The 21,708-nt window shown below is 72.6% G+C and carries 17 protein-coding genes; 7 read left to right on the top strand and 10 right to left on the bottom strand.

Annotated features, from left to right (window positions below; all coding sequences use genetic code 11):
- Window positions 1-39 precede the first annotated feature (39 nt).
- From murD to rsmH, 7 genes are all read right to left on the bottom strand, one after another.
- Entirely contained in the window at window positions 40-1,557 is a 1,518-nt protein-coding gene (gene murD, locus OG373_RS28135; protein WP_405441097.1) for a UDP-N-acetylmuramoyl-L-alanine--D-glutamate ligase, read from the bottom strand.
- Window positions 1,539-2,609 carry a phospho-N-acetylmuramoyl-pentapeptide-transferase gene (mraY, locus tag OG373_RS28130; RefSeq protein ID WP_030385579.1) on the bottom strand — a complete coding sequence of 357 codons (1,071 nt, stop codon included), beginning with the start codon at window positions 2,607-2,609 and terminating at the stop codon, window positions 1,539-1,541. The genes murD and mraY overlap by 19 nt, the downstream gene beginning before the upstream one ends.
- A complete protein-coding gene (gene murF / locus OG373_RS28125) occupies window positions 2,606-4,036 on the bottom strand; it encodes a UDP-N-acetylmuramoyl-tripeptide--D-alanyl-D-alanine ligase (protein WP_189963517.1) in 1,431 nt (476 codons plus the stop codon). Before murF ends, mraY begins: the two co-directional genes overlap by 4 nt.
- Window positions 4,033-5,739, bottom strand: coding sequence for a UDP-N-acetylmuramoyl-L-alanyl-D-glutamate--2,6-diaminopimelate ligase (locus OG373_RS28120; RefSeq protein WP_405441094.1), 1,707 nt, complete (start codon window positions 5,737-5,739; stop codon window positions 4,033-4,035). The genes murF and OG373_RS28120 overlap by 4 nt, the downstream gene beginning before the upstream one ends.
- Window positions 5,740-5,784: 45 nt before the next feature.
- The gene (locus OG373_RS28115) at window positions 5,785-7,794 is read right to left on the bottom strand and encodes a peptidoglycan D,D-transpeptidase FtsI family protein (RefSeq protein WP_405441093.1); all 2,010 of its coding nucleotides are present in this window, start codon (window positions 7,792-7,794) and stop codon (window positions 5,785-5,787) included.
- 138 nt (window positions 7,795-7,932) lie between these two features.
- Window positions 7,933-8,508, bottom strand: a complete 576-nt coding sequence (locus tag OG373_RS28110; protein WP_405441092.1) for a hypothetical protein — start codon at window positions 8,506-8,508, stop codon at window positions 7,933-7,935.
- Window positions 8,505-9,434 (bottom strand): 16S rRNA (cytosine(1402)-N(4))-methyltransferase RsmH, encoded by a 930-nt coding sequence (rsmH, locus tag OG373_RS28105; protein WP_053702208.1) that lies wholly within the window; start codon window positions 9,432-9,434, stop codon window positions 8,505-8,507. The genes OG373_RS28110 and rsmH overlap by 4 nt, the downstream gene beginning before the upstream one ends.
- Before the next feature lie 363 nt (window positions 9,435-9,797).
- Here rsmH and OG373_RS28100 point away from each other — a divergent pair, with 363 nt between their 5' ends.
- The 4 genes from OG373_RS28100 to OG373_RS28085 all read left to right on the top strand — a co-directional run bounded on the left by OG373_RS28100 (window position 9,798) and on the right by OG373_RS28085 (window position 15,347).
- Complete coding sequence (locus tag OG373_RS28100) at window positions 9,798-10,412, top strand: beta-class carbonic anhydrase (protein ID WP_397737472.1); 615 nt, start codon at window positions 9,798-9,800, stop codon at window positions 10,410-10,412.
- Between the two features lie 137 nt (window positions 10,413-10,549).
- On the top strand, window positions 10,550-11,560 hold the full coding sequence (locus OG373_RS28095) for an AAA family ATPase (protein WP_405441091.1): 1,011 nt from the start codon (window positions 10,550-10,552) through the stop codon (window positions 11,558-11,560).
- Window positions 11,560-12,936, top strand: a complete 1,377-nt coding sequence (locus tag OG373_RS28090; protein WP_405441090.1) for a DUF58 domain-containing protein — start codon at window positions 11,560-11,562, stop codon at window positions 12,934-12,936. The genes OG373_RS28095 and OG373_RS28090 overlap by 1 nt, the downstream gene beginning before the upstream one ends.
- A complete protein-coding gene (locus OG373_RS28085) occupies window positions 12,933-15,347 on the top strand; it encodes a transglutaminaseTgpA domain-containing protein (RefSeq protein ID WP_405441089.1) in 2,415 nt (804 codons plus the stop codon). The genes OG373_RS28090 and OG373_RS28085 overlap by 4 nt, the downstream gene beginning before the upstream one ends.
- Before the next feature lie 467 nt (window positions 15,348-15,814).
- Here OG373_RS28085 and OG373_RS28080 read toward each other — a convergent pair whose 3' ends face one another.
- From OG373_RS28080 to OG373_RS28070, 3 genes are read right to left on the bottom strand one after another with little or no spacing between them, the layout of a single operon-like run.
- Window positions 15,815-16,447, bottom strand: coding sequence for a TetR/AcrR family transcriptional regulator (locus OG373_RS28080; protein ID WP_052872560.1), 633 nt, complete (start codon window positions 16,445-16,447; stop codon window positions 15,815-15,817).
- A gap of 29 nt (window positions 16,448-16,476) precedes the next feature.
- Window positions 16,477-18,573, bottom strand: a complete 2,097-nt coding sequence (locus OG373_RS28075; protein WP_405441088.1) for a YhgE/Pip family protein — start codon at window positions 18,571-18,573, stop codon at window positions 16,477-16,479.
- Window positions 18,545-19,456, bottom strand: coding sequence for an ATP-binding cassette domain-containing protein (locus OG373_RS28070; protein ID WP_405441087.1), 912 nt, complete (start codon window positions 19,454-19,456; stop codon window positions 18,545-18,547). Before OG373_RS28070 ends, OG373_RS28075 begins: the two co-directional genes overlap by 29 nt.
- A gap of 172 nt (window positions 19,457-19,628) precedes the next feature.
- Between OG373_RS28070 and OG373_RS28065 the strand changes: the two genes are divergently transcribed.
- The 3 genes from OG373_RS28065 to OG373_RS28055 all read left to right on the top strand — a co-directional run bounded on the left by OG373_RS28065 (window position 19,629) and on the right by OG373_RS28055 (window position 21,662).
- Complete coding sequence (locus tag OG373_RS28065) at window positions 19,629-20,135, top strand: SAV_6107 family HEPN domain-containing protein (protein WP_405441086.1); 507 nt, start codon at window positions 19,629-19,631, stop codon at window positions 20,133-20,135.
- A 72-nt stretch (window positions 20,136-20,207) separates the two neighbouring features.
- Window positions 20,208-20,966, top strand: a complete 759-nt coding sequence (locus OG373_RS28060; protein WP_397737458.1) for a methyltransferase — start codon at window positions 20,208-20,210, stop codon at window positions 20,964-20,966.
- A gap of 294 nt (window positions 20,967-21,260) precedes the next feature.
- A complete protein-coding gene (locus OG373_RS28055; protein ID WP_327735052.1) occupies window positions 21,261-21,662 on the top strand; it encodes a DUF3040 domain-containing protein in 402 nt (133 codons plus the stop codon).
- Window positions 21,663-21,708: the final 46 nt, after the last annotated feature.

The raw sequence follows: 21,708 nt of genomic DNA, 5'->3' as shown, positions 1-21,708 counted from the left end.
AGCAGCCGGCCGGAGGGAACCTGTCCCGGAGTTCCCGGCCTAGGCCGTGTCCGCAGCGTTCTCGGCGGCCAGTTCGCGCACCGCGTCGGCGAATGCGTCCCCACGCTTGTTGTAGTTCGCGAACATGTCCATCGAGGCACAGGCAGGTGCCAGCAGGACCGTGTCGCCGGGCTCGGCGAGCGCGGCGGCTTCCCGGACCGCTGCGAGCATCGCCCCAGTGTCGGTCCGGTCGAGGTCGACGACCGGGACCTCGGGGGCGTGTCGCGCCAGCGCCTCGGCGATGAGCGCCCGGTCGGCGCCGATCAGCACCGCGCCGCGCAGCCGCTTCGCGGACTTCTGCACGAGCTCGTCGAAGGTCGCGCCCTTGGCAAGGCCCCCGGCGATCCAGACGACCGGCTCGAAGGCCGCGAGGGAGGCCTCGGCCGCGTGGGTGTTGGTGGCCTTGGAGTCGTCGATGTAGGTCACCGACGCGACCTCGTCCACGTGCGCGACGCGGTGGGCGTCCGGACGGAAGTCGCGCAGCCCGTCGCGGACCGCGCGCGGCTGCACGCCGAAGGCGCGGGCCAGGGCCGCCGCGGCGAGCGCGTTGGCGATGTTGTGCGGGGCGGGCGGGTTGACGTCCTTGACCTCGGCGAGCTCCTGGGCGTTCTTCTGCCGGTTCTCGACGAAGGCCCGGTCGACGAGGATGCCGTCGACGATGCCGAGCATGGAGGGGCCGGGGGCGCCGAGGGTGAAGCCGATCGCCCGGCAGCCCTCCTCGACATCGGCCTCGACGACCAGGTCCTCGGTGGCCCTGTCGGCCACGTTGTAGACGCAGGCGACCGTGTTGCCCTCGTAGATACGGCCCTTGTCGGCCGCGTACGCCTCCATCGAGCCGTGCCAGTCGAGGTGGTCCGGGGCCAGGTTGAGCACGGCCGCCGAATGGACGCGCAGCGAGGGCGCCCAGTGCAGCTGGTAGCTGGAGAGTTCGACGGCGAGCACGTCGTACTCCTGCTCGCCGAGCACCACGTCGATGATCGGGGTGCCGATGTTGCCGACGGCGGCAGTGCGCAGGCCCGCGGCCTTCAGGATCGACGCCAGCATCTGCGTGGTGGTGGTCTTGCCGTTGGTGCCGGTGATCGCGAGCCAGGGCGCCGGGTCCTTGCGGGGCGCCGCGGAGTCCGCATCGCCGGAGCGCGCGGCGCGCAGTTCCTGGCCCACCTCGCGCAGCAGCCAGGCGATCTCGACGTCCCCGACCACGTCCACACCGGCCGCGGCGGCGGCCTCGAACAGCGGGCTGTCGGGCTTCCAGCCGGGTGAGGTGACGACCAGTTCGGTGCCTTCGGGCAGGACCTCGCCCGCGTGGCCGCCGTCCTCCAGGCGGCCGAGGCGGACGGTGATGCCCTCCGCCGCGAGTTCGGCGGCCTTGGCACGGTGCGCGTCACCGTCGCCGTTGTCGACGACGGTCACCACTGCGCCGAGGCCGGCCAGGGCGCGGGCGGCACTGATGCCGCTCACGCCGAGACCGGCGACGGTGATGTTCTTGTCCTGCCAGGACGTCACTTGTCGGCTGCCCATCCCGCGTAGAAGAGACCGAGACCCACGATCACGCACATGCCCTGGATGATCCAGAAGCGGACCACGACGAGGACCTCGGACCAGCCCTTGAGCTCGAAGTGGTGCTGGAGCGGAGCCATCCGGAAGACGCGCTTGCCGGTCATCTTGAAGGAACCGACCTGGATGACGACCGACATCGTGATGAGTACGAAGAGGCCGCCGAGGAGCGCCATCAGGAACTCCGTGCGGGAGCAGATGGCCAGGCCCGCGAGTGCGCCGCCGAGGGCGAGCGAGCCGGTGTCACCCATGAAGATCTTGGCGGGCGAGGTGTTCCACCACAGGAAGCCGAAGCAGGCGCCCATGAGCGCGGAGGCGACGACGGCGAGGTCGAGCGGATCGCGTACCTCGAAGCAGGCGTTCGGGTTCGTGAGGTCGGCCGCCATGGCGCAGGACTCCTGGAACTGCCACACGCCGATGAAGGTGTAGGCGCCGAAGACCATCACCGCGGCGCCGGTCGCGAGACCGTCCAGACCGTCGGTGAGGTTCACGCCGTTGGACATCGCCAGGATCATGAACAGCGCCCAGACCACGAACAGCACCGGGCCGATCGACCAGCCGAAGTCCGTGACGAACGACAGCCTGGTGGAGGCCGGGGTCAGCCCGCGCGAGTCCTTGAACTGGAGGGCCAGCACCGCGAAGGCGATGCCGACGATCAGCTGGCCGGACATCTTCGCCTTGGCCCGCAGACCCAGCGAACGCCGCTTGACGATCTTGATGTAGTCGTCCAGGTACCCGACGAGGCCCATGCCCGCCATCAGGAACAGGACGAGCAGGCCCGAGAAGCTCGGCTCACTGCCGGTGAGGACCTTCGTCAGGGCGTACGCGATGAGCGTCGCCAGGATGAAGGAGATACCGCCCATGGTGGGCGTGCCCTTCTTCCCGGCGTGGCCGCGGGGGCCGTCGTCGCGGATGAACTGGCCGTAGCCCTTGCGGGCCAGAAGCTTGATCAGCAACGGGGTGCCGACAACGGTGAGGAACATGCCGATGACACCGGCGAACAGGATCTGCCTCATCGGTCGGCGACCTCGCCCTCGACAGTGCTGTCGAGCAGCGCCTGGGCCACCCGCTCCAGACCGGCCGACCTGGAAGCCTTCACCAGCACGACGTCACCCGGGCGCAGTTCACTGCGCAACAGGTCGACCGCCGCCTGCGCGTCGGACACGAGCACCGACTCCTCACCCCACGAACCCTCGTTATATGCGCCCAGTTGCAGCCAGGAGGCTTCCCTGCCCCCGACTGCGACGAGCTTGCTCACGTTGAGCCGGACGACAAGTCGTCCGACCGCGTCGTGCTCGGCGAGCGCGTCGTCTCCGAGCTCGGCCATCGGGCCGAGCACCGCCCACGTGCGTCCCCCGTTCGCCCTGCCGGCACCACCCATCGCGGCGAGCGCGCGCAGTGCGGCCCGCATGGACTCGGGGTTCGCGTTGTAGGCGTCGTTGACGATCGTCACACCGTCCGCCCGCTCGGTGACCTCCATCCGCCACCGGGACAGCGTGCCCGCTCCGGAGAGCGCCGTGGCGATCTCCTGTGCGGACATGCCAAGAACATGGGCGACGGCGGCCGCGGCGAGCGCGTTCGACACGTGGTGCTCACCGTACAGCCGCAAGGTCACGTCACTGCACCCGGTCGGTGTGTGCAGTGTGAAGGAAGGCTGTCCGCTGTCCGTCATCCGGACTTCGGTGGCACGGATCTCGGCATCGTCGGCCTCGCCGAACAGGACCGTACGGGCCTTCGTGCGCGCGGCCATGCCGCGAACCAGCAGGTCATCGGCGTTGAGGACGGCGACGCCGCCCTCCGCCTCGGCCGGCAGCGCCTCGACCAGCTCCCCCTTGGCCTGCGCGATCTGCTCACGGCCGCCGAACTCGCCGATGTGGGCGGTGCCGACGTTGAGGACCAGACCGATCCGCGGGGGCGTCAGTCCGGTGAGGTAGCGGATGTGGCCGATGCCGCGGGCGCCCATCTCCAGGACCAGGTGCTGGGTTTCCTCGGTGACGCGCAGCGTCGTGATCGGCAGGCCGATCTCGTTGTTGAGGTTCCCGGGGGTCCACACGGTCGGCGCGTGGTGCTGGAGCACCTGCGCGATGAGGTCCTTGGTGGAGGTCTTGCCGGCGGACCCGGTGAGGGCCACGACGTCGGTGCCCAGGCGGGTGACCACGGCCCGGGCGAGTGCTCCGAGGGCGGCCACCACGTCGGGGACGACGACGGCCGGTACTCCGACGGGCCGGGTGGCGAGGACGGCCACGGCGCCCGCGGACACAGCGCGTTCGGCGTAGTCGTGGCCGTCGACCCGCTCGCCGACGAAGGCGGCGAACAGGCTGCCCGGCGCGACCTCACGGGAGTCGTAGACCACGGGGCCGGTGACCTGGACGGACGGATCCGGTATGTCGTGGGGCCGCCCGCCGGTGATGTCGGCGATCTCGGCGAGGGAAAGGGCGATCACTGGTTCACCTCGGCCTGTCGGACCTGAATCTTCCGATCGAGCACGGCCTGGTGCTCGATCGCGGCACGGAGCACCGTGCGGTCGTCGAAGGGGCGTACGACACCGGCGGTGTCCTGGCCCTGCTCGTGGCCCTTGCCGGCCACGAGCACGGTGTCACCGGGCCGGGCGCGGGCGACGGCGGCCGCGATGGCCGCGGCCCGGTCGGCGTCGACCAGGACGGTGCCCCGCTCGGCGGGCGGTACGGACACGGCGCCCTCGAACATCGCGGCGAGGATCGCGAGCGGGTCCTCGGAGCGCGGGTTGTCGGAGGTCAGTACGGCCACGTCGGCGAACCGGGCGGCCGCCGCGCCCATCGGGCCGCGCTTGGTGGTGTCGCGGTCGCCGCCGCAGCCGAGCACGATGTGCAGCTTGCCCTCGGTGACCTCGCGCAGCGCGCGCAGCACCGATTCCACGGCGTCCGTCTTGTGCGCGTAGTCGACGACGGCGAGGTACGGCTGTCCCGCGTCCACCCGCTCCAGCCGGCCGGGGACCCCGGGGACCGCGGCGACGCCGTCGGCGGCGGTCTGCGGGTCGAGGCCGGCGGCGGCGAGCGTGACGATCGCGGCAACGGTGTTGGCGACGTTGAACGGGCCGGGCAGCGGCGCGGTGGCCCGTACGCGCTGTCCTTCGGGGCCCAGCAGGGTCAGGGTGGAGCTCGCCGGTCCGAACACCACGTCCTCGGCACGCCAGTCGGCGGCCGGGTCGCCCGCGGCGGAGAAGGTGACCACCGGGACGGTCGCCTCCTTGGCCAGGCGGCGGCCGTACTCGTCGTCGAGGTTGACCACGCCCAGGCGGGCCCGGCGGGCCGTGAAGAGCCCCGCCTTGGCCTGGAAGTAGTCCTCCATGTCGGAGTGGAACTCCATGTGCTCCGGGCTGAGGTTGTTGAAGACGGCGACGTCGAAGACGCAGCCGTCGACCCGGCCGAGCACCAGTGCGTGGCTGGAGACCTCCATGGCCACGGCCTCGACCCCGCGTTCGCGCATGACCGCGAAGAGGGCCTGGAGGTCGGTGGCCTCGGGGGTGGTCCGCTCGGACTTGATGCGCTCGTCCCCGATGCGCATCTCGACGGTCCCGACCAGTCCGGTGCTGCGGCCCGCCGCGCGCAGGCCGCCCTCGACGAGGTACGCCGTGGTGGTCTTGCCGGAGGTGCCGGTGATGCCGATCTGGAGCAGGTCCTCGCCGGGGCGGCCGTAGATCGCGGCGGCGAGCTCTCCCATCCGGCCGCGCGGGTCGTCGACCGTGAGGACCGGCAGGCCGGTCGCCGCGGCGCGTTCCGATCCCGCGGGGTCGGTCAGTACGGCGGCGGCGCCGAGGCCGGCCGCCTGGGCGGCGAAGTCGGCGCCGTGGGTCCTGGCTCCCGGCAGGGCCGCGTACAGGTCACCGGGGCGGACCGCACGGGAGTCGTGCGTGATGCCGGTGATCTGCGCCGCACCGGGCGCGGGGATGCCCAGCAGCGTGGCCAGCTCGCCCAGCGGGCTCGGGCTGGCGGACGCGGGCCGGGGCGCTCCCGGCGGCGTTGCCGGGGCTTTCTGGGCGGTTCTGGGCTGATCAGCGTGGGGCACGGCGGTGAGCGTACCGGGCGCGGCGGGCCGCCCGCGAAGTGAGGGCCCGACCTCGGCTTCGCCGGTCGTCCGGTTCCCGGGTTTCGGGGTGATCGTTGTCACTGATGGTGCCTCACGCTTTTCTGGCGGGCCGGTCGGGGCTGTGGGTCACTGACCGGGCTGCGGACTGGGCTGCGGGGCGGGCTGCGGGGCGGTGTCGTAGGTGACGGGAAGCCCGGCGGGTGCGGTTCCCGTGGGAGCCACCTGGAGGGTCTTGAGCGCGAACTCCATGACCTTCTTGTAGATGGGGCCGCAGATCTGGCCGCCGAAGTAGCTGCCCTTCGTGGGGTTCTGGATGGCGCAGTAGACGGTGACGCGCGGCTTGTCGGCGGGGGCGAAACCGGCGAAGGAGGCGGTGTAGCCCTTGTAGCGGCCGGTGGCCGGATCCACCCGGTTGGAGGTGCCGGTCTTGCCGCCGACGCGGTAGCCGGGGATCTTCGCCTTGGTGCCGGTGCCCTCCTGGTCGTCGACGACGGATTCGAGCATCTCGGCGAGGGTCTTGGCGGTCTCCGGGCTGATCACGCGGTTCGTCTCGGGCGCCGGGGCCGGGGTGAAGCGGCCGTCGGGGCCCTTGGTGCCGCGGACCAGGGTCGGCTCGATGCGGACCCCGCCGTTGGCGATGGTCGAGTACACGGAGGCCGCCTGCATGGCGTTCAGGGACAGGCCCTGGCCGAAAGGGATCGTGTACTGCTGGGAGGTGGACCAGTCCTGGGGCTCGGCGAGGATGCCGCGGGACTCGCCGGGGTAACCCAGGCCGGTGGGACGGCCGATGCCGAACTTGGTCAGGTAGGAGTGCAGGACCTTGTTGGCCTCGGGCTGGGTCGGGCCGAGCTGGCCGGTGGCCAGGATGGTGCCGATGTTGGAGGACTTGGCGAGGACGCCGTTGAGGGTCAGGTACCAGGTCGGGTGGTCGATGTCGTCCTTGAACAGCCGGTCGCCGCGGTGGAGCCGGTTGGGGACCTCGACGCGGGTCTCCGGGGTGGCCTTCTTCTCCTCCAGCACGGCGGCCATCGACATCACCTTGGCGGTGGAGCCGGGCTCGTACACGTCCTGGAGCGCGGCGTTGCCCATGGCGGCGGAGCGGGCCCGGGTCAGGTCGTTGGGGTCGAAGCCGGGGGCGTTGGCCATGGCCAGTACCTCGCCGGTGCGGGTGTCCTGGACGATGACGTAGCCGCGGTCGGCGCCGGACTTCTCGACCTGCTCGGCGATGGCGCTCTGAGCGGCCCACTGGATGTCGCGGTCGATGGTCAGCTCGATGTCCTCGCCGGGCACGGCGGGATGCTCGTCGGAGCCGGCGGTGGGGACGCGGCGGCCGCCGGACTGGGCGTAGGTGACCTCGCCGTCCTTGCCGGACAGCTTCTTGTCGAGGGAGGACTCCAGTCCGCCGCCGCCCTTGCCCTCGGCGTTGACGTAACCCAGTATCCCGGCGGCGAGGTCGCCGTTCGGGTACACGCGCTTGCTGCTGTCCTCCTTGAACACGCCGGCGAGGACGTTCGCGCCGGGGCCGTTGTTCCGCTTGTCGGCCGCCGCCTTCTCAGCGAAGACCCGCTTGAGGTCCTTGATCTGGTTCCAGACCTGGGGGGTCTGGCGCTGGGCGAGGACGACGTACCGGGAGTTCTTGGTGCTCAGCCGGTCGGTGAGCTCCTTGGCGTCCTTGCCGAGGATGGGCGCGAGGAGGGCGGCGGCCTGCTGCGGGGCGTCCGGCGCCTTGCTGTCCTGCGGGGTGAACATCTTCGGGTCGGCGGTGATGTCGTACGCGTCGACGCTGGTGGCGAGGGCCACGCCCCTGCGGTCGGTGATCTCACCGCGCTCGGCGGCCAGTTTGACGCTGGTGTAGCGGTTCTTGGAGGCCTCGGCGGAGAACGCCGAGGCGTCGACGGCCTGCACCTGGAGCAGCCGGACCACGAAGGCCAGCATGACGAGGGTCAGGCCGACGCTGACCAGGCGCAGCCGGGGGCGTGGGCTGCCGAGCCGGATCGTGTGCGGGGTACGGGGGCCCGCCGGCCGCCGGGTCGCCGGGCGCGAGGCCGGGCGGGCGTTCGCCCGGGCCCGGTCGCCGGGCCGGGGCGGTCTGGCCGGCCCGGGCACCCGCCGCCGGGGCGGCTCCTGCGGGCTCACGCGGCCACCGCCGCGATGCCGGGGCTCCGCACCGGGCCCCGCACCTCGAACGCCGCCGAGGCCGAAAGCCCGGGGCTCCGCCCCGAACCCCGCTCCTCAAACGCCGGAGGGGCTGGATGGGAACGGTGGATCACGGCGTCACCTTCCGGGGGTCTGGTTGGGCTGCGGGGAACCACTGGCCGCGGGGGGCGCGGCGGAGGGCACCGGCTGGCCCGGAGCCGACGCGGGGGGCGACGCCGGCGCCGGGGCCGACGCCGCGGGTGCGGCCGGCGAGCCGGCCGGGGGTCCGGCCGGGGCGCTCGGGGTCGGCGAGGGCGGTGCCTCGGCCGGGGCCGCGCTGCCGGCGATCCTGCCGTCCGGGCCGATGAAGACCGGGCTGCCGCCGGGGACCAGGCCCAGCTCGTGGGCCCGGCGCTGGAGCGCGTCGGGGGCCGAGTGGGCGTCCACGTCGCGCTGCAGCGCCTGTTCCTCGTCGGTGAGGGCGGTGGTCTCCTTCTTCAGCTTGGTCAGCTGGAAGGAGCCTTCGTTCAGCGCCGAGTTCAGCAGCAGCAGGCTGATCAGGCCGCCGCCGAGCAGGGCCACGACCAGCAGGACGAACGGCATCCGGGCCGCCTGCCCCCCGGGACGCGGGCGGGCCGGGCGGCCGCCGAGCGCCCGGCCGAGGCGGGCCGCCTGCCCGCGGGTCAGCGTGGCGACCTTCCCGGCCTTGGTCACAGTCGCGCCTCCCGGATGCGTTCGACGCCGCGGAACCTCGCCGGGGCGGCCCGCCGGTTCTCGGCGATCTCCTCCTCGGTGGGCAGTTCGGCGCCGCGCGTGAGCAGTTTCAGCTTCGGCTGGTACTTCTCCGGCACCACCGGCAGGCCGGGCGGGGCCGTGGAGGTCGCGCCGGCCGCGAAGACCTGCTTGACCAGGCGGTCCTCCAGCGAGTGGTACGAGAGCACCGCGATCCGGCCGCCGACCGCGATCCGGTCCACCGCCGCCGGGATGGCCCGCTCCAGGCCCGAGAGCTCCCCGTTGACCTCGATCCGCAGCGCCTGGAAGGTCCGCTTCGCCGGGTTGCCGCCGGTCCGCTTGGCAGCCTGCGGCAGGGAGTCGCGGATCAGCTCGACCAGCCGGGCGCTGTTGGTGAAGGGCTCCTTCTCCCGCTCCCGGACGATCGCGGACACGATCCGCTTGGCCTGCTTCTCCTCGCCGTACTGGCGCAGGATCCGGACGAGCTCGCCCGGCGCGTAGCTGTTGAGGACCTCGGCGGCGCTGATGCCCGTCGTCTGGTCCATGCGCATGTCCAGCGGCGCGTCCTGGGCGTACGCGAACCCGCGGTCGGCCTCGTCCAGCTGCATGGAGGAGACGCCCAGGTCGAAGAGGATGCCCTGGACGGCCGGGATGCCGAGCCCGTCGAGGACCTCGGCGAGGTCGGCGTAGATCGCATGGACCAGGGTGGCCCGGTCGCCGAAGGGCGCGAGCCGCTCGCCGGAGAGCCGCAGGGCCTCCTTGTCGCGGTCGAGGCCGATCAGGTGGGCCTCGGGGAACCGGGTCAGCAGGGCCTCGCTGTGGCCGCCGAGGCCGAGGGTGCAGTCGACGACGACGGCCCCCGGCCTCTCCAGCGCCGGGGCCAACAGGTCCAGGCACCGCTGGAGCATCACCGGGACATGTCGGGACTCGCTAGTCAAAGCGCCCTCTCAGATAACGGCGCGGCAGGCTTACGCACCCCCGCCTCCCCGCATCCGCGACCGGCGCCGGGGAAGGTGGCGCCGGCCGGCCGGTGAGCGGGAGAGGGCCGGGCCGTACGTACGCGCCGCGCACGCGGAGTGTTCATCGGGGGCCGGGCGGCCGGTCAGGGCCGGGCTCCGGCCGGTTCGCGTCACTTTAGTGCAACGGTCGCCGCGGTCAACGAACCGCCCCGCGCGGCGTGCGCGGCTCTCGGAGCGAACCGGCAAATGCCGCGAATCACCCGGACGGCCGCCTCACCCCCACCCCTGTGGGTTAGCTCACAACAAGCCTCGTTGACGTTCTTTGTCCGCTCTCACGCGAGGCCGGGGGCCGCGGTGACCACTAACGTCGTACCCATGACGACTTCCGCATCCCTGCCTGCCGAGTCCGCGCCCGAGGCATCCGTCGGCGGATCCGTCACCGACCGACTGGTCGAGGCGAATCAGCGCTACGCGGCACAGTTCTCCGATCCCGGCATGGACGCCCGGCCCGTCCTCAAGGTCGCGGTCGTGGCCTGTATGGACGCCCGTCTCGACCTGCACAAGGCTCTCGGGCTGGAGCTCGGCGACTGTCACACGATCCGCAACGCGGGCGGTGTGGTCACCGACGACACGATCCGCTCCCTCACCATCAGCCAGCGGGCGCTGGGCACCCGCGCGGTGATACTCATCCACCACACCGGCTGCGGTCTCGAAAACCTGACCGAGGACTTCCGGCACGAGCTGGAGGACGAGGTCGGTCAGCGTCCGGCCTGGGCCGTCGAGGCCTTCCGGGACGTGGACCAGGACGTTCGCCAGTCCATGCAGCGGGTCCGCACCAACCCGTTCCTGCCCCACAAGGACGATGTGCGAGGCTTCGTCTTCGATGTGCACACCGGGCTCCTGCGGGAGATCGATCCCAGCTCTTGAGTGACACAAGGCCTTAACGCCGTCAAGAATGCGGGGTGGCACCACCCGGGATCCTCCCGGGACGGTGTCCGTGTTTCGGGGTGGGCCGGTTCATGCGCCAAGGGCGTCGGCCCTGGGAATGGGCCGAGGAGAACCAGGTGACGACGTACGACGACCGAGCGAGCCTCGCGGATCTGACCAGCACGGCGGAGCGGGTGCGCCAGTCGGTCGAGAGCGTGATCGAGGGCAAGCCCGAGGTCGTTCGCCTCGCGCTGACCGTGCTGCTCGCCGAGGGACACCTGCTGATCGAGGACGTACCCGGCGTCGGCAAGACGATGCTCGCCAAGACGCTCGCCAAGTCCATCGACTGCTCGGTGCAGCGCATCCAGTTCACCCCGGACCTGCTGCCCTCCGACATCACCGGCGTCAGCATCTACGACCAGCAGCGCCGCGAGTTCGAGTTCAAGCCGGGCGCGATCTTCGCGCAGATCGTCATCGGTGACGAGATCAACCGCGCCTCGCCCAAGACCCAGTCCGCGCTGCTGGAGTCGATGGAGGAGCGCCAGGTCACCATCGACGGCACCACCTACCCGCTGCCCAGCCCCTTCATGGTCGTCGCCACCCAGAACCCGGTGGAGATGGAGGGCACGTACCCGCTGCCCGAGGCGCAGCGCGACCGCTTCATGGCCCGCGTCTCCGTCGGCTACCCCAGCCCCGAGGCCGAGCTCCAGATGCTCGACGTGCACGGCGGGGTCTCCCCGCTCGACGACCTGACGTCCGTCGCGCACTCCCACGAGATCGTCAAGCTCATCGAGGCGGTCCGCGAGGTGTACGTGGCCGAGCCCGTCCGGCGCTACGTCGTCGACCTCGTCTCCGCCACCCGCAGCCACCCCGACCTGCGGCTCGGCGCCTCGCCCCGGGCCACCCTGCACCTGCTGCGCGCCGTGAAGGCCTCCGCCGCGCTCGCCGGCCGGGACTACGTCCTGCCCGACGACGTCCAGGCCCTGGCCGGCCCGGTCCTCGCGCACCGGCTGCTGCCCACCGCCCAGGCCCAGCTGAACCGCCGCACCGCCGAACAGGTCGTCGCCGACATCCTGCAGCGCACCCCCGTCCCGGCCGCGCACGCCCGCGGCGAGATGCCGCCCGGCGCGGGCATCCGGGGCTTCTGATGAGCGCCGGTGCCCCGCGCGGCGCCGGTGGCCCGGGGGACGGTGGCGGACTGCGCGCGTCACTGTCCGGTCTGACCACCCGCGGCCGCTCGTTCCTGGCCGCCGGAATAGCCGCCGCTGCCTGCGCGTACGTCCTGGGCCAGGGCGAGCTGCTGCGGGTCGGCCTGCTGCTCGCCCTCCTGCCGCTGATCTGCGTATACGCCCTGCACCGCACCCGCTACCGGGTCTCCGGCAGCCGCCGGCTCAGCCCGGGCCGGGTCCCCGCGGGCACCGAGGCCCGGGTACAGCTGCGCATGGACAACGTCTCCCGGCTGCCCACCGGCCTGCTGATGCTCCAGGACCGGGTGCCCTACGTACTGGGCCCGCGCCCCCGCTTCGTACTGGACCGGGTCGAGCCCGGCGGGCGCCGCGAGGTGTCCTACCGGGTCCGCTCCGACCTGCGCGGCCGCTATCCGCTCGGCCCGCTCCAGCTGCGCCTCTCCGACCCCTTCGGGCTGGTCGAACTGACCCGCTCCTTCAGCACCTACGACACCCTCACGGTCATACCGCGCACCGAGCCCCTGCCGCCGGTCCGCCTCGCCGGCGAGTCCAACGGCTACGGCGACGGCAGCCGCCGCTCCCTGGCCCTGGCCGGCGACGACGACGTGATCCCCCGCGGCTACCGGCGCGGCGACGACCTGCGCCGCGTGCACTGGCGCTCCACCGCCCGCTACGGCGAGCTGATGGTCCGCCGCGAGGAGCAGCCGCAGCGCAGCCGGGCCACCGTCCTGCTGGACACCCGGCGCCTGGCCTTCGACGGCGCCGGCCCCGACTCCGCCTTCGAGTGGGCCGTCTCGGCGGCCGCCTCCAGCCTGGTGCACGTCCTGGAACAGGGCTTCTCCGTCCGGCTGCTCACCGACACCGGCGACTCGGTGCCCGGCGAGGGAGGCGGCGGTTTCTCCTCAGGCGGGCAGGAGTCGGCGGAGGCCGCCGGGCTGATGATGGACACCCTCGCGGTCGTCGGTCACTCCGACGGCGCCGGGCTCTCCCGCGCCTACGACGCGGTGCGCGCCGCAGGCAGCGGAGGCTTCGGCGGAGGCGGCGGTGACGGGCTCCTCATCGCCTTCTTCGGCGACCTGGACGAGGTACAGACAGAACTGGCGGCCAGGATGCGCCAGCGGACCTCGGGCGCGGTGGCCTTCGTACTGGACTCCGCGAGCTGGGGCGGACAGCCGGCCCCGGGGCATGCCGTGCCCCCGCTGGAGGAACGGCTGCGCAGGCTGCGCGACGCGGGCTGGACGGCCCTGGCCGCCCCGCCCGGAGTGGCCTTCGGCGAGCTGTGGCGCCAGGCCGGGACCGCGCGCGTCGCTACGGGAACCACCGGAGGTCGGGAATGAGCGGGCGGGCGAAACTGACGCTGTTCGCGGCACTGGCGACGCTGCTCACCTCGTGGTCGCTGAGCCCGCTGGTGGACTCGCAGGCCTGGCTGCTCCAGGCCGGGCTGCTGCTGATCGTGCAGAGCGCGGTGGGCGCCGGGGCCCGGCGGGTGCCGCTGGCCCGGACCCTGACCGTGGCCGCTCAGCTGCTGGTGTCGCTGCTGCTGCTCGCGTTCCTGTACGCCGGCAGGGGCGAGTCCACCGGGGACGGGCCGCTGGCCTACCTGGTGACGGACTTCGGCGCGCTGTTCGGTCAGGGCGTCCGGGACGTGGGCGAGTTCGCGATCCCGGCTCCGCTGACGGACGGCATCAAGCTGCTGCTGGTGTCCGGCGTGCTGCTGATCGGGCTGGCGGTGGACACGCTGGCGGTGACCCTGCGCACGGCCGCCGCGGCCGGACTGCCCCTGCTCGCGCTGTACTCGGTGGCCGCGGGCCTGTCCGGCGGCGGGGACGCCTCCTGGATCTCCTTCCTGCTGGCGGGCTGCGGCTACCTGTTGCTGCTGCTGTCCGAGGGCCGGGACCGGCTCGCCCAGTGGGGCCGGGTCTTCGGCGCGGCTCCGCGCCGCGGCGCCGCCGACTCGGGCCTCGCGGGCGGGGCCGGCGGTCAGGCGACGGCCCCCGTGAAGTTCGGGCGGCGGATCGGCGCGGTGGCCCTGGGCCTGGCGCTGGTGGTGCCGGCCGTACTGCCCTCGCTCGGCGGCGGGCTGCTGGGCGGCACGCAGGAGGGCGACGAGAGCGGCAGCGGTCCGGGCGGGACGATCACTGCGGTCAACCCGCTGGTCTCGCTGCAGAGCAACCTGAACGCGCAGGACAACCGCGTGATCCTGAAGTACCGGACGAACAACCCGCAGCAGAGCGAGCAGTACCTGCGGATCCTGGCCCTGGACGAGTTCAACGGCGTCAAGTGGGAGGCCTCGGGGCGGCCCCTGATCGACGTGCCGGAGCGGCTGCCGGACCCGCCGGGGCTCGGCTCCCAGGTCCGCGGCACCGCGACGGAGGTCACCACCTTGGTCAACGCGGCGGACAACTACACCCAGCGCTACCTCCCCATGCCCTATCCGGCGACGTCTGTGGCGATCCGCGGCAAGTGGCGGTTCGAGCCGGCGGGCCGGTCCCTGGTCGGCGACCAGCTGGGCAGGGACCGCTTCCAGAACGTCCAGGGCGCGCAGTACGAGGTGCGCAGCCTCCAGCTGAACCCGACGCCTCAGCAGCTCCAGCGGGCCGGGGAGCCCGAGCCGGCGGTCCGGGACGAGTACACGAAGCTCCCGGACAACCTGCCGCCGGTGGTCGCCGAGACGGCCCGCCAGGTGACGCAGGGGGCCAAGGACGACTACACGCGGGCCGTGAAGCTCCAGGACTACTTCGCCGTGAACGGCGGGTTCCGCTACAACACGAGGACGGCCTCGGGCACGGGCCCGCAGGCGGTCGCGCGGTTCCTCGCCGACAAGGAGGGCTTCTGCGTCCACTTCGCCTTCTCGATGGCGGCGATGTCCCGCTCGCTGGGCATCCCGTCCCGGGTCGCGGTCGGCTTCACCCCCGGCGAGAAGCAGTCGGACGGCAGTGTGAACGTGTCGATGCGCGACGCGCACGCCTGGCCCGAGCTGTACTTCCAGGGTGTGGGCTGGACCCGCTTCGAGCCGACGCCCCGCTCCGGCATCAACATTCCGGACTACTCGCGGGCGCAGACCCCGGCCGCCCAGCCGTCCGCCCCGGCGCCGGTGCCCTCGCAGAGCGCGGTGCAGCCGTCGACGGCTCCCACGGGGACCCCCGAGTGCCCGCCGGCCCTGAAGAAGCTCGGCGAGTGCGGTGCGGCGGCGCCCGCGCAGAGTGCGGGCCCCGACGACGGGCTGTCGGTGACGACGGTCCTGGGCTGGGCGGCGCTGGTGGTCGCGGTGCTGGGGCTGCCGCTGCTGCCGCTGCTGTGGCGGACCCGGCTGCGGGCCCGGCGCCTGGCGACCGGTGAGGTCCTGACGGCCTGGCGGGAACTGGGCGACGCCGCCTGGGACGTGGGTGTGGCCCCGGACGAGGCGCTGTCCCCGCGCCGGGCGGCGAGCCGGATCGTGGACCTGGGCCGCCTGGAGCCGGAACCCGCCGCGTCCGTGCACCGGGTCGCCGGTGCGGTGGAGCGGGCCCTGTACGCGCCCCCGGGCGCGGAGGTCTCGTACCCGGAGCTGGCGCAGGACGTACTGCTGGCCCGTACGGGGCTGCTGGAGTCCGCGGACCGGCTGCCCCGGCTGCGCGCCCTGCTGCTGCCGCGCTCGGCGGCCCGCATCTCCTGGGCACTCGCCGCCGGCTGGGCAACGCTGGCCGGGGCGGTCTCGGCCCGCCTCACGTCCCTCCGCTCCCGCCTGCCCCTCCGCAGCCGCGGCTGAGGCCGGCGTCCGGCCCCACCGGCGATGCTGCGCTCTCTCAGCCCCGCCGGTGTTCGAGGCGCGGGGTCCGGGGCGGAGCCCCGGCAACGGCGGCGCGGACGACCGCGCAGAACCGCCGAACCCACGGACGTGAAACGGCGAGGCTCGATCCCCCCGAGCCCCGCCGCGTCACGTACCGCATCACCGGTTCGCCGATCCCCCGTCGTTCCCCCGTCCCGGTCACGGGAGGAGGTACCCGGTCCGCTCCGCAGCCCCGTGTCCGCGGTGCGGACCGGGTCTCCTGTCCGTTGCTCCCAGTCTGGCGTCCGCGCAGGTGGGAGCCCATCCGCGCACGTACTCATTTCCGTGCCTAGGTACGGATACTCAGCCGTCGCGGCCGGCCCCACCAGTTCTACGGGGCGGCGCGCCCCCGCGGCACCGCCGACTGGGGGGGTCGTGGTGCGCCGGGGCGCGGCGGACACCGGGGTTCAGCGGTTTCCGCTGACCCGGCCCCGCAGCAGCAGCGACAGCGCCGAGTGCACGTCGTCCAGGGACCGCTCGCTCTGGAAGGACTGCCAGTCCAGGGCGGCCACCAGCACCATCCCGACCATCGCGGCCGCCGTCAGCGGCACGTCGATCTCGGCGCTCAGCTCACCCCGCTCGACACCCTCGCGCAGCACCTTCTCGACGACGGCCACGGCCTCCTGCCGGACCACCATCAGCGTGGACTGCCACGCGCGGTTGGTGCGCCACAGCTCGGCGACGTACAGCTGGGTGAAGGCCGGGTAGCGGTCGATGAAGACGAGTCCCGCGCGGATCATCGCGTCCAGCGCCTCGACCCGGCTGCCGCCGCGGGCCTCCGTCTCCTCGGCCGCGGTCCGCAGCGAGACGGTCAGCAGGCCGACGCCGTGCCGCAGCAGCTCCTCGAAGAGCTCGTTCTTGCTCGCGAAGTTGTAGTAGACCGTGCCCTTCGCGACTCCCGCCCGCTCGGCGATCTCATCGACCGTGGTCGCGGAGAAGCCCTGCTCGGCGATGAGGGTCACGGCCGCTTCGTAGAGCTTCTGCCGGGTGGCCGCACGACGGCCCCCGCCGGTACCCGTACCGGTGCTGCTGCTTTCCATGGCGCTGATTGTCACAGGTCAACACGTCCCTACAGGCTCAGTTCGGGGTGCAGTCGGTCCATGGTCCACACCTGCTTGCCGCGGGCGGCGAGCGCGGTGAGGGCGAGAGCACCCACGGTGAAGGCCAGCAGGACGGCGCTGCCCTGCCAGACCGGGGCGAGATCGCCACCGGTGATGAGGCGGCGCAGGCTCTCGACGATGTACGACATCGGCAGGTACGGGTGGATCCAGTTGAAGAAGTCCGGGCTGGTCTGGACGGGGTACGTACCGCCCGCCGAGGTCAGCTGGAGCATAAGGACGGCCAGCACCAGGATGCGGCCGGCCGCGCCGAACTTGGCGTTGAGCCACTGGACGATCGCCGCGAAGCAGCCGGTGACCAGCATCAGGAAGGCGATGGTCAGGGCCGGGTGGGCCATCTTCAGGCCGAGGCCGGGCGCCCAGTGCAGTACGGACATCAGCAGGCCCATCTGGGCCGCGCCGAGGCCCGCCACCGGCAGCCAGCCGGCGAGGGCGACCCGCCAGGGCGAGGCGCCGGCGGCCAGGGCCCGCCGGTTGAGCGGGGCGATCAGCATGTAGGCGACCATCGCGCCGACCCAGAGGGAGAGCGGGATGAAGTACGGGGCGAAGCCGGTGCCGTAGTTGGGCGCCTTGTGCAGGGACTGGTTGGCGAGCTGGATCGGGTCGGCCATGACCTGCGTGCGCCGGTCGCGCTGCTGCTGGTCGTAGTCGGGGATCTTGCCGGCCCCCTCGTGCAGGCCGCCGGCGAGTTCGCCGGTGCCGTCGACGAGCTTGTACATGCCGCCGTCGAGGCGGTGGGCGCCGTCGCCGAGCCTGCCGACGCCGTCACTGAGGGCGCCGGAGCCGGTGGTGGCGGAGCCGAGGCCGGTGTGCAGCTGGGCCATGCCGGTGGAGACCTTGTGGGCGCCGGTGTTGAGGGCGTTGACCTTGGCGACGGCCGCGTCGAGGTCACCCGCGAGCTGGGGGGCCTTGTCGACGAGCTCGCGGGCCTTCTTCTCCAGATCGGCGAGCTGGGTGCGGAGCTTGCCGACGTCACCGTTGGCGTTCTTGACCAGCGCGCTGACGTCCCCGCTGAGCTCGGCGGCCTCGGCCGCGTCGTCCCTGACCTTCTTCAGGTCGGGGCAGGAGGCGAGGTGCGGTTCGCCGCCGGGGGTGACGCAGTGCTTGGTGTAGTAGGCGTCCGCGCCGGTGGAGGCCTTCTTGGCGAGGGCCGCGGCGGCCGGGGCCTTCTCGGTGAAGGTGGCGAGGTGGTTGTTCACGACCTTCGCACTGTCGGCGACCAGCTCGGCGGTGTCCGCCAGGTTCTTGGGATCCTTGACGAAGGGGCGGGCCTTGTCCGCGGCCCCGTTGACCTTGTCGGCCAGGGCCTGGGTGCCGTCCGCGACGTCCTTGGAGCCGGTCTCCAGCTTGCCGGCCGCCGAGTTGAGCTTCTTCAGACCGGTGTTGAGCTCGCCGCTCTTCTCCCCCGCCGTGTCGAGGCCGTCGGCGAGCTCCTTCGCGCCGTCCTTGGCCTTGCCGGCGCCGTCCTTGAGCTTGTCGGCGCCGTCGGCCGCCTCGGCGGTCTTGTCGTGCAGGTCGGAGAAGTTGACGAAGATCTTGTCGAGGAAGCCGCGGGAGGCGTTGGCGGACGCCGCGGAGCGGACCTCGGCGAAGACGGAGCGCGAGATCGAGCCGACGATGTAGTTGTTGGCGTCGTTCGTGCGGACCTGGAGGGCCCCGGTGGTGGGGTCGTCGCCGGAGCTGGAGGCGATCTTCGCGCTGAAGTCGGCGGGCAGGGTCAGGGTCAGGTAGTACGTACCGTCCTCCAGGCCCTTGGCCGCTTCCTCGGCGCTCGCGTCGTGCCACTCGAAGGACTTCTTGCTGGCGTGCAGCTTCTTGGCGATCTCGGCGCCGGCTTCGAGGCGCTTGCCGTCGACGGTCGTGCCCTTGTCGGCGTTGACGATGGCGACGGGCACCTGGTCGAGCCGCTTGTACGGGTCCCAGAAGGACCACAGGTACAGGGCTCCGTAGAGCAGCGGCAGCAGGAGCAGCGCGACGAGAGCGGCCCGGGGCAGCTTCCCCCGCCCGAACCGCTTCAGCTCAAGCGCGGCCAGCTTCGGCGAGCGCATCGTCCGCCCCCTTCGTGTCGTCGTTCTCGGCGTCGTTCGTCGTGTCGTTCTCGGTGCCGTTCTTCGTGTCGCCCTCGGCCTCGGCGCCCTCGACGGGCTCGGCGGCGGCCTCGGCGGGCGCGTCCGGTGCGGCCTCCGGTGCGCCCGGTGCGCCCGGCGCGTCCGGCGCGTCCGGCGCGTCCGGGTCCTTGGGGCAGGTCCGCAGGACGACCGCGTCGGCCGGCGCCTCGCTGCACACCGCGAGGACGGTGATCCCGCGGGCGGCGACCGAGCGGAGCAGGGCCCAGGCCTCGGCGCGTTCGGTGTCCGACAGCTTGAGGTCGAGGTCGTCGAGGGCCAGCAGGCCCGGGGAACCGAGCAGCGCGATGGCGACGGACAGCCGTACGGACTCGAGGCGTTCCAGGTCCCGTACGGAGGTCCGCTCGCCCTTGGGCAGCGTGGCGAGGTCCAGTCCGGCGGCCTCCAGGGCGGCGGCGATCCGCGCCTCGGCGGCGGCTCGGCGCTCGGCCCGGGGCCGCAGCATGGCGCGGACCGGAGCGCCGTAGTGGCGCTGGAGCAGGGCTCCCTCGCGCAGCTGTTCCGCGACGGTGAGGGCCTGGTCGAGGTCGGTGATCCCGGAGACCGGTCCGAGGGCGGCGATGCGGCGGACCGCCGACATCTTCTTGGGCAGCCGGTGGCCGCCGACCTCGGCGTGTCCGGCGGTGGGCTTCATCCGCCCCGTGAGGGCGAGGAGCAGGCAGGTCCGACCACTGCCGGAGGGGCCCTCGACCGCGATGAGCGAGCCGGGCGCCGCGTCGATGCCGACTCCTCGGAAGGCCCAGCCGCGCGGGCCCTTGAGTCCGAAGTCCTCGGCCTTGACGGCCGCGCCGTGCGGGCTGTCCACGCCGTCCCCCTTCTTTTTGAACTGACCGGTCAGTTCAAAAACTAGCATCCTTCTCGGTATCCGGTGCGCAGGAGGGGGGAGTTACTGGCCATCTGCCCGCAAAAGCGCAGGTCAACCGGATTGTCAGTGGGGCCCGTCACGATGGGGGCAACGCATCGACAGGAGGTTCGTCATGGCCACACCGTCCCCGTCCCCTGTCCACCCCGTCCTGCGGAAGTCGACGGCCCCTCCGGCCGCCCTCGACCTGCTCGCCAAGGCCCACAGCGGCCTGGCCGAGGCCGCCCGGCTGACCCGCCCCAACGAGCGCTACGCCACCGCCCACCTCGCCGCACTGCGCACCGCCGCCGCCGTACTCGCCGCGCGCGGCCGGCCCGAGCCGGTGCACCCGCGGCGGCGGCCCCGGATCCGCAGTGCGTGGGAGGTGCTGCCGGAGATAGCGCCGGAGCTGACCGAGTGGAGCGCGCTCTTCGCCTCCGGCGCCGCCCGACGGGCCAGGGCCGAGGCGGGGATAGCGGACGCGGCGAGCAGCCGGGACGCGGACGATCTGGTGCGCGCGGCCTCGATGTTCCTGCGCCTGGTGGAGCGGATGCTCGCCGTCCGGGCGGCGCCCCGGCCCCTGTCGCAGACCTTGCCGCAGACCGTGCCGCAACCACGCCCGGAGCATCCGGACGCGGGATGAGCTGCCCGGTCGCGGTAGGCAATAGGGTGGGCAGCGACCGCTCACCCTTACCGCGCCGAGGAGCCATCAGCCGTGTCGGACACTTCCCGCCCCCGTGCCTCCCTCCGCACCGCCGTGGTGTGGGAGGTCCTCAAGGAGGCCCTCGACCGCCGGGTGAAGGCGACCGGGCGGGACGTGCTCGACGTGCTCGACACCGGTGGCGGCACCGGTAAGTTCGCCGTGCCGGTGGCCCGTCTGGGCCACCGGGTCACCGTGGTCGACCCCAGCCCGAACGCGCTGTTCGGGCTGGAGCGCCGGGTGGCCGAGGCCGGTGTCGCCGATCTGGTGCGCGGCGTCCAGGGCGATGCCCAGGGCCTCTTGGACGTCGTCGAGCGGGACGCGTACGACGTGGTGCTCTGCCACGGAGTGCTGGAGTACGTCGACGACCCGGCCGAGGGCGTGGCCAACGCGGTGGCCGCGCTGCGCGCCGGCGGCACGCTCAGCCTGCTGGCCGCCGGGCTCGGCGGGGCCGTGCTCGCCCGCGCGCTGGCCGGGCACTTCACGGAGGCCCGTACGGCCCTCACCGACCCGGCCGGCCGCTGGGGCTCCGGCGACCCGGTACCGCGCCGGTTCACCGCCGAGCAGCTCTCCGCGCTGGTCGGCGACTCCGGCCTCGCGGTCGGCGCGGTGCACGGCGTGCGGATCTTCGCCGACCTCGTTCCCGGGGTCCTGGTGGACACCGAGCCCGGCGCGGTGGAGGCTCTGCTGCGTCTGGAGGAGGCCGCGGCCGAGCTGCCCGCCTTCCACGCGGTCGCCACCCAGCTGCACGTCCTGGGCGAGAAGCAGGCCTGAACTGCGATCTTCCGCGGGCGGAGTCGGCCGCACACCCGCCGTTCCGCCGGTCGGCCCCGTATGATCAGGTGCAGTGACCGGCATGGCGGACGGACCATTGGGGAATAACGGCCTCAGTGACCGCCCCCGCGGCGGTACGGTTTTCACGCAGCGCATTCACCGGCTGCGTCATTTCTGGGCCGTGTCTTTTTGGAACGTGGCGTAGAGGGCGGGTGTCACGGGGGCGATTCCCCGCCTATCCTGAAGGGGACCCCTGGTCGCTACCCCCGCGACCGACGGATGAGGAGGACTCCCGTGCCGCTCTCGGAGCACGAGCAGCGAATGCTCGAGCAGATGGAGCGAGCGCTGTACGCCGAAGATCCCAAGTTCGCGACAGCGCTTGAGGGAAGCGGACTGCGTACGTACACCCGGCGACGGGTCTACCAGGCAGTCGCAGGCATTGTGGTGGGTATCGCGCTCCTCATGACCGGTGTGATCATTCCGAACGTGCTCTGGATCAGCGTGGTGGGGTTCCTCGTCATGCTGGGCTGTACGGTCCTGGTGGTCACCGGTTGGCGCAAGGCACCCAAGCCTGGCGAGCAGCCCGTCTCCGGTAGTACCGGTGGTTCGGCCCATGGCCGGAACCGGCAGCGTCGGTCGATGATGACCCGCATCGAGGAACGGTGGCAGCGCCGCCGTGACGAGCAGGGGCACTAGCCCCGGACAACGTGGGTGAGGGGATGGCCGCGGCGCGGCCATCCCC

It is taken from the genome of Streptomyces avidinii (genome assembly GCF_045161815.1).
GTDB lineage: Bacteria > Actinomycetota > Actinomycetes > Streptomycetales > Streptomycetaceae > Streptomyces > Streptomyces avidinii.
This window is presented reverse-complemented; position numbering and strand designations above follow the sequence as displayed.

Coding starts and splice junctions, on each gene's coding strand:
- murD (WP_405441097.1), bottom strand. CDS start 1,557: ATGGGCAGCCGACAAGTGACGTCCTGGCAGGACAAGAACATCACCGTC.
- mraY (WP_030385579.1), bottom strand. CDS start 2,609: ATGAGGCAGATCCTGTTCGCCGGTGTCATCGGCATGTTCCTCACCGTT.
- rsmH (WP_053702208.1), bottom strand. CDS start 9,434: ATGCTCCAGCGGTGCCTGGACCTGTTGGCCCCGGCGCTGGAGAGGCCG.
- OG373_RS28090 (WP_405441090.1), top strand. CDS start 11,560: ATGAGCGCCGGTGCCCCGCGCGGCGCCGGTGGCCCGGGGGACGGTGGC.
- OG373_RS28085 (WP_405441089.1), top strand. CDS start 12,933: ATGAGCGGGCGGGCGAAACTGACGCTGTTCGCGGCACTGGCGACGCTG.
- OG373_RS28080 (WP_052872560.1), bottom strand. CDS start 16,447: ATGGAAAGCAGCAGCACCGGTACGGGTACCGGCGGGGGCCGTCGTGCG.
- OG373_RS28075 (WP_405441088.1), bottom strand. CDS start 18,573: ATGCGCTCGCCGAAGCTGGCCGCGCTTGAGCTGAAGCGGTTCGGGCGG.
- OG373_RS28065 (WP_405441086.1), top strand. CDS start 19,629: ATGGCCACACCGTCCCCGTCCCCTGTCCACCCCGTCCTGCGGAAGTCG.